2 protein-coding genes are annotated in these 13,779 nt (G+C 70.1%); one reads left to right on the top strand and one right to left on the bottom strand.

What is annotated here, in order from left to right:
• Nucleotides 1–186: 186 nt before the first annotated feature.
• Nucleotides 187–7,179: an RHS repeat-associated core domain-containing protein gene (locus tag ABD481_RS06370; RefSeq protein WP_344664579.1), complete on the bottom strand. Its 6,993-nt coding sequence runs from the start codon at nucleotides 7,177–7,179 to the stop codon at nucleotides 187–189.
• Nucleotides 7,180–7,339: 160 nt separating this feature from the next.
• On the opposite strand from ABD481_RS06370, the gene ABD481_RS06365 reads away from it, so the two are divergent.
• Nucleotides 7,340–13,759 carry a carbohydrate binding domain-containing protein gene (locus tag ABD481_RS06365; protein WP_344664578.1) on the top strand — a complete coding sequence of 2,140 codons (6,420 nt, stop codon included), beginning with the start codon at nucleotides 7,340–7,342 and terminating at the stop codon, nucleotides 13,757–13,759.
• Nucleotides 13,760–13,779 lie beyond the last annotated feature (20 nt).

Below are 13,779 nucleotides of genomic sequence, written 5' to 3'. Positions count from 1 at the left end.
CCGGGACTCGCTCACCAGATGTACTTCCCCTCATCGCGGCCGATCGGCGAACACGCGGGATGGACCGACGGATTCAACGACCGACGGATTCAACGACCCGCCCCGGTCTGCACGGAAACGCCGACCGGGCGGTCCAGTAGGAACCACCCGGCCGGCACAGCCTATCAAGTCACCCTAGCATCGGCGTCAGTCCAGCAGCGCCCGCCAATGACCCCGGAACCACGACGGATAATCGTGCGTCTGATAGACACCGTCGGAGTTGAAGACGTGGATGAATACCGGGTCCGACACGATCGTCGGCATGCCTATGTGCTTGGCATAGGGCCCCATATTCATCACACATACATCGCACATCTCGCGGTCCACCGACTGTGAGGCTCCCGGCTGGAGCGCCGCCAGTTGCGGCTCGGCGTGCGACAGATGGAACGCGCCGTCGCCGGCGTTGTTGTCTTTGTAACGCGGAACCTGTGTGTAGGAACTGCCGTGGGCCGTGTACGTGTCGACCGGGGAGGACCGGGAGTATCCCTGCGGGTAGCTCGAGTCCCATCCGCTCTGGGTGAACGTCGTGGAGTCATGGGCGTAGGACGAAGTCCGCGAGGGCTTGTCCTTCGCCGGGTAGGCCACGTCGTCCGGATGCGGACCGGCCAGCAGCGCGGCCTTCGTCGGGCACATCGTGTTGTGCACGAGGACCGCGACGTCGCCGGCCACCACGAAGTAGGTGTGCAGCCCGTCGACGGTCAGGTCGTGCGTCACCATCGCCGAGGTGTAGTTGCGCACCGAGACCACCGTGACGACGGTGCCGTCCGCGGTCTGCAACTCGTCGCCGGGCTTCAGCTTCGAAGCGTCGGTGAACTCGCCGGTGGTGACGTCGTAGTACGGGTGGTTCTGCGTCCCCGTGATGGTCTCGGGGCCGTGTTCGGTCCGGACCGTGAGGTCGGTGAAGTCCTTGTCGTCGGGCGTCTCATGGACGACCTCGACGCGGTGCCCCTCCACTCCCCCGCCGGGCTCGGCGTTCGCGACCTGGTCGCCGACCTTGACGTCGGCGATCGGCTCCTTCGTCCCGTCGGCCATCAGGACCTTGGTGTCGCCGGAGAAGCTGTGGCAGCCCCCTCCGCCGGACCGGGAGGTGCCGTAGTCCTCGGTGCCGTCGCCGCCACCGGCGAACGCCGTCGCCGCCCGACCCGCGATCGCCACACCCGTGGCGATCGCCCCGGCCCCGGCCGCTTCCGCACTGGCCGAGACCACCACCCCGCCGGCCGCGACGGCGGCCGGGATCGCGATCTCGCCGATGGTCGTCGCGGTGGCGGCCGCTCCGGCCGCCGCGTTGAGGGCCGCCATGCCCGCGGCCACCGCCACCGGGGCGGCGACCACGGCGACGGTCACGACCGCGACCACCACGGTGACCGCGACGATGGCCTTGGCGTGCTTCTTGATCCAGGACGAGCCCCAGAACAGACCGGTGGGGTCCGTCTTGTTGACGGGGTCGTTGCCCGAATACGTGTAGCCGCCGATGTTCTGGGCGCCGTCGGAGCTGAAGACCGGGTCGCGGGAGATGAACCGTCCCGTGTCCGGTTCGTACTCCCGGGCCCCGATGGTGGTCAGCCCGGTGCTGCTGTCCGCGGTGCCGACGCCCAGCCAGCCCCGCTGGCCCGGCCAGGCGGCGGGTGCCGCGCCGCGGGTTCCGCCGTACGGGGTGTAGGAGCGGAAGGTCGCGGCGCTGGTGGTGGCGTCGACCGAGACGTCGCTGGACCCCTGGTGGTCCGGCATCAGATAGCTGAGATGCCCGGTGCCCGAGTCCACCGCGGCCACCACGTCGTCGCCGTGCTTGTAGTAGCGCGTGCCCGAGACGGTCCCGGCCACCGTGTCCAGCACCAGCTCGGTGTCGCCGATGAACAGCGTGGTCTTGCCGGGGTCCTTGCGCATCATCTGGTTGCCGTCGGCGTCGTACACGTAGTTCGTGACCTTGGCGCCGGCGGTGATGGACGTCAGACGGTTGCCCTCGTCCCAGTTCAGGGTCTGCGCGCCGGTCGCGGGCGTGGTGCGGCCGGTGGTGTTGCCGGCCGGGTCGTACCCGTAGCTCGCGGTGCCCGCGCCGGGGCCCGTGGTCGCGGTGCCGGCCAGGGTGTGCGGCTGGCCGGTGTTGTAGGTGTAGTTGGTGACGGTGTCGCCCCCGGTGGCACCGGGGACCGCGTGCTGGGTCTGCTGCTTGCGGTTGCCCGCGACGTCGTACGTCCAGTTGGTCCAGTACGGCGCCGCGGCCGCGCTGCCGACGGTGCCGTTTCCGGCGGCCGACGGGTCCGCCGCGCAGCTGTCGGTGGCGCTCCACGCCTGGGTCAGCTGGCTCAGGCCGTCGTACCGGAAGCACTGGGTGTCGTTGTTCAGCCCTTGTCGCAGATCACTGATCTTCGTGATCTGACCGCCCGTGTTGTACGAGTAGTCGATCTTGTCGATGGTCGGCGGCGCGGCCTGCTGGTCGATCCGGACCTCGGTCTCGCGGTGGGTCTGGTCGTCGAAGGCGTAGGTCTGCCAGACGGGGTTCGACGAAGGACCCTGGGTGTATTGCAGCGCCTCGCCGTACGGGGAGTACGTGGTCGCCGAGACGTAGTAGTTGTTGCCAGTGGTCGTCGCCGGGTTCGACAGACGGGTGTAGGTGGTCGTGACCGTTTCGGAGGCGAACGGACCGGCCGCGGGCTCGGTCACCGTCTGGATCTTGTTGGTGACCGGGGTGTAGCCGTAACTGGTGGTGTAGCTGCCGGACAGCGCGCCTTCGCCGGACGGGATGTCCGTGCGCACGCCGGTGGCCAGACCCGCGTTGTTGTAGCCGGTGGTGCTGGTGATGTACGCCTTGCCGTTCATGTAGCCGGCGGCGGCGGTCGGCTTGCCCTTCATCAGCGTGTCGTAGGTCCAGCGGGCGATCGCCGTGCCGGAGGTCGTCCCGACGTACTCGCCGAGCTTGCGGCCGAGGTTGTCGTACTTGTACGCCAGCACCTTGCCCCGCGAGTCCGTGGAGGTGAGCATCTCCCCGTCGTCGTCATAGGTGTAGGTGGTCTGGCCGGTGTCCGGGTCGGTCTGCGCCGTCTTGCGGCCGCGCAGGTCGTACGTGTACGTCCACGTATTCGTGCCGGTCGGGTCCGTCACGCGCGCCAGGTTCCCGGCGGGGTCGTACGCGTACTTCGTGCCCGCGCCGTTGATCTGGCCGGTCACCGTGTTCCCGGTGACCGTCGGCGCGGACAGGTACTGATCGACCTCGCGGTTGTTGCCGCGGACGTCGGTGATCGTCGTGGTCGCGGTGCCGCCGGCCGGCGGGATCACCGTGGTGCGGTCGCCGCCGTAGACGGTGGCGGTCTCCCAGGTGGCGTTCGCGTCGTGGTACTCGGTGTCTTTGACCGAGCGTCCCTGGCCGTCGAACGTGGTGATCGTCTGGTCCGGCACGGCCGAGTCGCCGACGTTGTAGATCGACGTGGCCGGCGCGCCGGTCGCGAAGTAGGAGTGGTTGGTCTTGATGACCCAGCCGTGGTTGTCGTAGACGGTGTCGCCGATGATCCGGCCGCCGCCCTCGGCGTCGTTCTGCGTCTGCCGCTGGCGCAGCAGCGCGTCATAGAGGACTTCCTGGACGACGTAGCTGTTGTCGTCGGCCAGGGACTGCGTGGTCACCACCGACGGTCCGGTGTTCGAGACCGAGTAGGTGTAGATCGTGTTCGGGGTCTGACCGCCGGACTTCGAACGGCCCGGGATCCACGCCTGGGTCAGCCGGCCCAGCGCGTCGAAGGTCGCGTCGTTGCGCAGCCCCGCGACGTCGATGGTCGCCGTCGTCAGGCCGCGCAGCGGCTCCATCACCGTGGTGGAGGAGCGGCTCAGCGGGTCGGTGGCCGTCAGTGTCGTCTCGACGACCTGCGTGACCGGACCGAGGGTGGCCGGGGTGTAGGCGGTCGCGGACGCCCGGCCCATCACGTCGGTCTTGGAGGTCCGGCGCCCGTAGGGGTCGAAGCCCGCGGCGGCGGTCACGTACGCGGTGATCCCGGCGACGCCGCCGGTGGTGCCGGACGCGGTGGCCACCGACGTCGGGTTGCCGACCGTGGGGGCGGCGCCCCAGGCCTGGTTGTCGTAGCTGGTCTTGGTGTCCGAGATCAGCGTGCCGTTCTGGTTCCCGCTCGGGCAGACCTCGGCGGTCTCGGTGAGCCGGGACACCAGCGTGAGCCAGGCGGTGCTGTTGGTGACGTAGCTGGTCCGGCTGCAATGCGGTGAGGAGCCGTCGCCCTGGTCGTCGACCTGGGTCGGCATGCCGAGGTTGTTGTAGGCGGTGCTGGTGACGGTGCGCGCCCAGCCGCCGGCCGCGAGCGCCTGCCGGCTGCGTTGCCTGGTCACCGAGGTCATCACGGCCACCAGCGGGTTCAAGCCGGTGCGGTTGCGGGTCGCGACCGGGGCCGAGACCGTGTAGTCGGAGACCGTGGCGTGGTCGATGGTGCCGCCGTCGGCGGTGTAGACGTCGCTCTCGAAGACGGAGCCGGCCAGCGCGTTCGCGTCGGCGACGCTCTCGTCGTTCTCCGTGTCCGAGATCTGCACCGAGCGCTTGCCGCTGGACAGCGTGTCGCCGTCCATGCCGCGGAAGTAGAGCGTCTCGGTGAGGGTGGTCGGGTTGATCCCCACCCGGGTCTGCACCTTGCCGTAGCCGCGGAACTCGCTGTAAGTCCGCTGACTTGCCTTGGACAACTCCGAGTCGTCGAAGTGCCAGGCCGCCGGGCCCAGGTAGGTGTAGCCGGTCACCTTGTTCGGCGCCCCGCCGGTCGGATCGGTCTCAGTGATCTGCTTGACCGTGTAGTGGTAGAAGTAGGACTTGATCGGGTCGGTCGCGCCCAGGGGGACCCAGTACTCCGGGAAGCAGTCCAGACCGTTCGTCTCGTCCGAGGCCGGCAGGTTGCTCGGAGAGCACGCCGGGGTGTTGTAGACCGCCTGGATCTGCTCGCCGGTCTCGGTGTCGACCTCGGACAGGCGCCACTTCTTGACGGCCGGCAGATAGCCGGGGGCCTGGCCGCTCACCGGAACCCGGTTGGCCATCATCTGCCCCAGGAACGACACGGCCGGGGTGCAGGTGGTGCCGTCGCTGCCGCAGTGCTGGATCGTGGCCAGCGCGAGGGCGAACGGGGTGCCGTCGCCGGTGTCGGGGTAGGACTGCGTCAGCTTGTAGACGTCGGCGTTCAGGTACGTCCCGCCGGAGTACACCTGCGTGGTGATCGTGGTGATGCGCTTGCGGGACCAGAAGGTGGGCGCGTAGTTCGAGCACGTCGCGCCCTGGTCGCAGTTCTGGTCCTGCGGGACGTCGTGCCAGTGGATCGCGTTCGCCGCGGTGAACTGCGAAGGGTCGCAGGAGAAACCGTTGCCGTTCTCGTTCGGGATGCAGCGCTCGGCCGGGGTGAACACGACCTTGTCGACCGCCGGGTTGGCGTAGACCGTGCCGTTGTCGTCGCGCAGACCGTATTCGATGTGGTCCAGCACACCGCCGCGGGTGTACTTCACGCTGGTGGTGCCGTTCGCCGCGTTGTTCGGCACGTAGTAGTTGGTCTCGGGCGTGTAGTAGTACATCGTGACGTTGCCGTGCATGTCCTCGACGTAGTCGAGGTTCCACCGCCAGGCCTGCTGGCACGACGCGTCCTTGAAGGTCGCGTTGTAGCACGGGTCCCCGGAGTGCGCGCCGTACACCGGCACGGTCCACGCCGAGTTCGTGTGGGTCTGGTTGGTGAAGCCCGGGCCGTGGTCGCGGCCGAAGTAGTACTGCGTACCGTCGGTCGTGGTGACCTTCCAGTACTCGCCGTTGTAGACGCCGTTGGAGGCGTTGGTCAGCAGCTGGATCCGCTCGCCGTTGTCGTCGGCCGGGTGCACCTGGCCGGTGACCGGGTCCCAGACCAGCGCCGAGGACTTCCCGCCCAGCGAGATGTTCAGGACCTGCCCGGCCCAGCACTGGTCCCCGGTCTGCTGCGCCTTCGGCAGGTCCGTGAAGTCCGAGCACGACTTGTAGGAGCGCTCGATGAATCCGCCCGCGCCGAGGTCGAACCCCTCGCCGATCGGCGAGGTCTGGTTGTTCGTGGAGTCGGTCCGGCCGTCCACGCTGCCGGAGTCGTAGGCCAGGCCGACGGTCGGCGCCTCGCCGGCGAACGGCTTCGGCGTGTCGATGGAGTACGACCAGGTGAAGTCGCCGGAGCTGGAGCCGGACTCCCACTGCGAGGAGGGCGAGAGCGAGGTCGCGGTGAAGGAGCCCGTCGATCCCGAGGCGTCGCCGGTCGCGGCGAGCACCACCGGTGCGGCGGACGACGCGGCCAGGGCGGCGGTTCGCGCTGTTCGCGGCGGCGACGCCGAGCTGTCGGAGGTCGGGGCGGCGGAGGCCGGAGTGGCGGAGGCCGGAGTGGCGGTGGAAGCCGGAGCGGCAGGGGCGGCTGGCGTGGCGGGGGAAGCCAGCGAGACATCGGCGGTCAGCGCGTGGGCCGACGGCGCGGCGACCTGTCCGGCCACGGGTGTCTGGATCCGGCAGGCTGCGATGTCGGGCGTCGTCAGCGCGCACGCCGGGAGCTGCACCAGGTGCAGGCGCGATCCGAAGTCGCCGCCGAACATCGACGCGAGCGCCGAGGTGTCCACGCCGACCGAGACGGAACCGTCCGAGGTGCCGGCCGGGGTGAGGGAGAACATCAGGCCATTGACACCAGCAGCCTGAGCGGCAGCGGGGTCGGCGACCGTCACCGAGACCTGATCGGCGGCCGTCGCGCGGCCGTCGGCCGGGGCGCCGAGCCGGATCGGCAGCGAACCGGCCTGGATCGAATCAGCCTGCGTGGAACCGGCTTGCGCCGCATTGTCAGAGCCTGGCGATCCCGCGCTCCGCAACGCCGTCTTCGCCGCCGCCCGCGGCACCGTCACCGTCGCGGTACCCGCGGCGATCCGGGACACCGGCGCGGTCGGCGCGGCCGTCGGCAGCGAGCCGAGGTGCGTCACGGCCCGGGTGGCCAGGGTCGTTCCCGGGACCGGCTTCTCCACCTGGGTCGAGGGCCGCTTGCCCTTGACCGTCGCGGCCGACGAGCTCGGCGGGTCGACCACCGACACCGCCAGCGCCACCGTCAGCACGGCGGCGGCACCGGATGTCAGCCGTCGCAGACGTCGGCGGCGAATTCCAGGACTGCCCAACCAGCGGCCCACAAGCCACTCCCTCCCCAAGATCACGCAAGTAGCTGAGGGAAGCTACCACCTGTATCCCGGCCCTGAGAAGGTCTTGACACAAGAAAGATCGAAAGCTCTGGAGCTGCGAGGTCAGGCCTCGCTAGATTGCTCGCGTCGTTTTTTGATCTTCCCAGGAGACATGATGCAAAGAACCGCCCGGATACGGGCACTGAGCGGCAGATCGGTCAGCCGCAGCCTCGCGGTGGCGACCGCCTGCACCCTGGCCGTCGGCCTCGGTCAGGTCCCCGCCCACGCCGCCGCACCGACGACGCAGGCAGCTCCGACAACGCAGACGGCCCCGACAACGCCGACTCCGGCACCGGACCCGTCGCAGCCCGCTTCGACAACGGCTTCCGGGTCGACTCGGCCCGAAACCGACCCGTACGGGCCCGAGACGCCGGTGTCCGACGCGTCCACCCCGGACCGGCTCGCCGCCGCCTCCGCCGCCGCGGCCAAGTCCGGCAAGCCGGTCCAGGTCGACGCCCTGATGTCGCAGACCTCGGCGACGGTGGCCAACCCGGACGGCAGCTTCACCACGTCGACCACCACGACCCCGACCCGGATCCGGCGAGGGGGGTCCTGGATCCCCGTCGACACCACGCTGAAGGCGAATGCGGACGGCACGCTGTCCCCGGCCGCGGTACCCAGCTCCGTGTCCCTGTCCGACGGCGGCACCGGGGCCCTGGCCACGCAGACCCAGGCCGGCATCACGTTCACCGTCTCCTGGCCCGGCACCCTGCCCAAGCCCGCGCTCGACGGCGACACCGCCACCTACTCCGAGGTGCTGCCCGGCGTCGACCTCAAGGTCACCGCCACCACGACCGGCGTCCGCCAGCAGGTGGTCGTCAAGGACCGGACGGCCGCGGCCAACCCCGCGCTGGCCGCGCTGGACTTCCCGGTCGCGGTCGCCGGCGGCACGGTGGCGACCGCCGCCGACGGCTCGCTGACCGTCTCCGACCCGGCCGGACGGCCGGTGCTCCACGGCGCCGCCCCCGCGATGTGGGACTCCTCCGGCAACCCGGTGGAGGCGGCCGCCGCCCCGGACCAGGCCCCGACCAGCGCCCGCCGGGCGCCGATGGGCCTGCGCGCGGCCGCGGCCCACAGCTCGGCGACCAAGGTCACCATGGTGCCGGACCGGAAGCTGATGACCGACCCGGCGGCGAAGTTCCCGATCATCCTGGACCCGGACACCTCGATCCAGGTCCTGGCGCACTACGACACGGTCTGGGACGTCGCCCCGAACAGCAACTACCTCGACAACGGGTCCTCGCTGCGGTCCGGCTACGTCTACGACAGCACCAACAGCCGGTACCAGACGAACCGGTCGTTCATGAACTTCGCCGGGCTGCGGAACGTGATCTCCGGCAAGAACATCAGGGCCGCGAGCCTGCTGCTGTACGACAGCTACTCCTCGTCCTGCACCGCGAGCTCGGTCGAGCTGTGGGCCACCGGCAGTATCGACGGCTCGACCACCTGGAAGCTCCAGCCGTCCTGGGCCTACCGCCTGGGCCCGGCCAAGACCTTCGCGCACGGGTACAACTCCAGCTGCCCCGGGGCGCAGGAGTCCTTCGACCCGACCCAGCAGGTGACCAACGCCGCCGCCAACGGCTGGGACGACATCACCATGGGGCTGAAGGCGACCAACGAGTCGGACGCCGCGGCCTGGAAGATCTTCGAGTCGGTCAAGCAGGGCCAGACCCCGAACCTGATCATCACCTGGACCTCCAACGCCGTCGCGCCCGCCTTGAAGTACGTGGCCTACGGCAACACCCAGGTGAACTGCGGCAACGGCTGGTTCGGGAAGGTCTCCGACATCAACGCCTCCCCGCTCCAGGTCAACGCCGACATCTTCGGCGACGCCCAGGGCAACTACGGCGGCGCCGACACCGTCCAGGTGTGGGCGAACGTCTCGGACAACCGCGGCCACTCCTGGTCCTCGGCGCCGGTCACGGTGCTCGGCAAGGGCATCGGCAGCCCCCAGAACTGGACGTCCTCCGGCGACCTCGCGGCGAACCAGAGCTGGATGCGGGCCGACGGCAACGCCATCACGGTCACCGTCAGCTCGAAGAACCTGATCAACCAGACCGCCACCTCCAGCCCGTGCACCTTCAACCTGGACGCGGTCTCCCCGGGCGTGCCGACGCTGGCATCCTGGGACTACCCGCGTGACGACTGGGGCCCGGACCTGGCCCACGGCGGCGCCTTCCACATCACGCCGGGCAATCCGGTCGGCAACCAGACCTGCTACCACATCGTCGCCGACGGCCAGGACGGCAACGGCGCCATGACCTACAACCAGTGCCCGACCGCGTGGGGCCAGGCGACCGGGTTCAGCTTCAACTGCCCCGGCTGCGCCTACAACCCCTTCAAGACGCCGGGCATGCACTGGCTGACGGCCGAGGCCTACTCCGTGGCCAACAACCGGTCCGGGCCATCAGCCCCCTACTATTTCTTCGTCTCGCCGAACGCGATCCAGACCAACAACGCCGTCGACCTGTCGCCGGGAACGGTCAACTCCACCGGCAAGACGGTGGGCACGCAGGCGATCACGGACGCCGACACGGGCGTCTCCTACACCCACGAGATGCTGTGGGGCGCGGAGAACGGCGCGCAGCTGACGCTCACCGACACGGTCGGCACCGGGATGCCCTCCGGCGCGGTGATGCCGCCGGGCACCGGGTACTTCGCCGTCGAGGGGGTGATGACGCGCGCCACCGACTACGGCAAGGTGACCTTGTCGATCGTCCCGGTCACCGATGACAGCGGCCACACGCCGGCCGATCAGACCCCGCAGATCCTGTCCCGCCCCTTTGACGGCTACCGGTCGAGCTGCTGCTCGGCTCCCGCCTTCGACTTCGGCGGCGCGACGCTGACCAAGGGCTGGACCTACAAGTTCGTGTTCACCGCCACCGGTACGAACCCGTCCAGCGTCTCGCCGTACTACAACATCGCGGTGGACCAGATCCGGCTGATTCCGCTGCACTTCACGTACAACGCCTCCGCCGACCCGAACGTCAACCTGGCGGCCTCGTTCAACAACATCGGCATCACCAGCGACGGTGCCGTCGCCGGCGGGCCGCAGGCCCTGGACTCCAACGGCTCCACCTTCGACAGCGCGAAGCTGGCCGCGGTCGGGTACGGCCGGGCCGCCAAGGTCACCGTGGCGGGTGTGCCGTACACGATGCCGGACAAGGACCCGAACACCCTGGACAACACGGTCGCGCAGGGCCAGACCATCGGTCTGGGCAGCGCCAAGGGCTCCGCGGTGGGGCTGCTCCTCACCTCGACCATGGGCGCCTCCCCGGCGATCTCCGGGACCATCCGCTACGCCGGTCTGTGCAACAACTCCGACCACCAGGACTACACCCTGGCCTCGATCCCCGACTGGGGCAACGCCACGGCGATCGCCGGCGAGCGGGCGGCGGTCACGGGACTCGGCGGCTTCGGCGGCGGAGCGGGGCGCGGCAACCGGCTCTACGCGGTGACCGTCCCGGTCGCGTGCCAGAACGTCCCGCTGGCCTCGATCGACCTGCCGGCGGTCAGCCCCGGGGTGTTCCCCAACATGGAGTCCTTGCACGTGTTCTCCATCGGGGTGCGGCCGGTGACCCAGGGCTCGTCGTGGACGTCCACCTGGGCCACGTCCCTGGACGCCACCGCGAGCGCCGGTGCAGGCACGATCCGCATGCCGGTCCACGCGACCCTCGCGGGCACCACGGTGCGCGTGCGGCTGGACAACCCGTACGCCACGGCGAGCGCGGTCGTCACGACGGCGAGCGTCGGCGTCCAGTCCTCGGGCGCGGCCACCACGGCGCCCCCGGTGGCGCTGAAGTTCGGGGGCCGGTCCTCGGTGACCATTCCGCCCGGCGGCCAGGTCTACAGCGATCCGGCCTCTCTCACCGTGCAGTCGGGTGTGTCCCTGCTGGTCAGCCTCAACCTGGCGAGCAGCGGCAGCTACGGCGCGCATGCCAAGACCCCGGCCACTATCTGGACGGCCAGTGGTGACGCCACCGGTTCCGCCGCGGCGTCCGGTTTCACCGCCGCCGCTCCGGGCACGGCCCAGAACCCGGGCTGGGTCCTGGTCGACGACGTCGAGATCACGCCGCCGGCCGGCAGCTTCAGCATGGGCACGCTGGCGGTGCTCGGCGACCAGATCGGCAACGGCGACGCCCTGCCCGCGGACGCCGGCCGGCTCAGCGACCGCCTCGGCGCGGACCTGGCCGACACCGCGGGCGTGGCGAACGTCAGCGTCTCCGGCAACAGCCTGCTGACCGACAAGGCGCCCGGCGCGGGCGGGCTGTCGGCGCTCAGCCGCCTGGACCGCGACGTGTGCGCGCTGCCGAATGTGGCCACGGTGGTGATCGAGGTCGGGGACAACGACCTGGCCGACGGCAAGGCCGACACCGACCTCGACGGGGCCGGCGGTCTGCCGGCTCTGATCCAGGCCGTCAAGGGCTGCGGGGCCACGCCGATCGTCGTCCCGGTGACGCCGTTCAGCGGCTCGGCGATCTGGAAGGCCGCCGGCGAACCGGGCTACTGGAACGGGGCGCGCGACTTCCTGGCCAACCGGCTCGACAAGTCGGTGCTGGTGGCGGACAACGGCGCGACCAGCGTCCTGTCCTCCGGTCCGAGCGCCGCCGCGACCGTTCTGGGCGCGGCCTTCGACAGCGGTGACAAGGTCAACCTGAACGCGGCCGGGACGACGACCCTGGCCGACACCATCGCGGCGGCCGCCAAATGGGCTGCCGCGCCCGACGGCATGACCGACCGGTTCACGCTGGCCGGGAACGCCGACGACTCGATCGACTACACCTTCGACGGCCAGGCCACCGACGTCGGCTGGATCACGAACGACCGCGGCACCCAGGCCGCGGCGCGGTTCAACGGATCGACGTCGAAGATCGTCATCCCGATCCCCGGCGGGCTGTCGGAGAACGGGCCGGTCGAGATCACGAACGGCTTCACCGTCGCGGCCTGGGTCAAGCTCGCCGCCGGCGCGAACACCGGCGGCAGCCAGACCGTCGTGGCGCAGAACGGCGACAACGAGCGGGGCTTCTTCCTCGGGTACGACCGGGGCACCCAGTCCTGGAAGTTCGACATGCAGCCGACCGACGGCGCCACGTTCAGCCCGGTCTCGGTGAAGAGTCAGCCGTTGACCGGCAGCCAGTTCAGCGGCTGGAACCACCTGGCCGGCGTCTACAACGCTTCGGCGCACACGATGAACCTGTACGTGAACGGCGTCCTGGTCGCCAGCGCTCCCTTCACCGCGACCACCAGCTTCACCGGCAGCATGGTGATCGGCGGCGCGGCGAAGTGGCAGACCATCGACACGGACTTCCTGAACGGGGACATCAGCGACGTCGTGGTCTACAACGGCAAGGCACTGGATCTCAGCGGGGTCCAGCACCTGTACATGGCCACCGCGCAGAGCGGTTCGCTGCCACCGGTCAGCGGTTCCGGACCGACGGCGCGGCTGACCCTGTCCGCCAACCCGGTGCTCGCCGGGAAGCCCGTGACCGCCGACGCCTCGGGATCCACCGCCGGCACCGCCGCGATCACCGGCTACACGGTCGACTTCGGTGACGGCACCGTGGTGGGCCCGCAGACCACGGCCTCCGCGAGCCACACCTACACGAACGCGGGTACCTACACCTACACCGTCAAACTCACCGTCACCGACGCCGCGGGCAACATCGCCATCACCACGGCACCGATCACCGTCGCGCCCACCGGCATCGTCGCGAACCCCGGGTTCGAGACCGGGTCGCTGGCCGGCTGGCCGCAGTCCTACAGCGCGACGGTCGCCGCCGCGCCTCGTTCGGGCTCCTACGCCGCCCAGATCACCGTCCCGGCCGGACAGGCCACCGGCGCCGCGGTCGAGCAGGTCATCAGTGGCCTGACCCCGAACACCCGCTACCACCTCAGCGGCTGGGTCCGCACGGACGGAGGCACCACCATCCTGGGCGCCAAGGGCTTCGACGCCACCGGCGACGACAGCAGCAACGTGACCACCGCGACCGACTGGGTCCAGATCAACAACCCGTTCACCACCGGACCGGCCGGCACCAGCGTGGACGTCTTCTGCTATCGGTCCTCGGTCGGCACCTCCAGCTGCGACGACATCCAGGTCGAGCCGGTCCCGGCGACGCCGGGCGCGGTCACCAACACCGGCCTGGAAACCGGCGACCTGGCCGGCTGGACCGGCTCGTACCAGGCCGGCCTGACCACCGCCAACCCGCACGGCGGCGCCTACGCCGCCCTGATCACCGCGCCCGCCGGCAGCGACGCGGCGCTCGAACAGGTCGTCACCGGCCTGACCCCCAACACCACCTACACTCTGCGCGGCTGGGTCCGCACCGACGGAGGGACCACGATCCTGGGCGCCAAGGACTACAACGCCGCCACCGGCGACAACGAGGACGCCACCACCACCAGCACCGGCTGGACCCTGCTCACCGACCAGTTCACCACCGGAGCGACCGACACCAGCGTCGACATCTACTGCTACCGATCCACGGCGGGCGCCTCCGCCTGCGACGACATCACCCTCACCAGCCCGTGACCGGACCGGTGCCGAGCGCG

Source organism: Catenulispora yoronensis, assembly GCF_039531695.1.
GTDB lineage: Bacteria > Actinomycetota > Actinomycetes > Streptomycetales > Catenulisporaceae > Catenulispora > Catenulispora yoronensis.
This window is presented reverse-complemented; position numbering and strand designations above follow the sequence as displayed.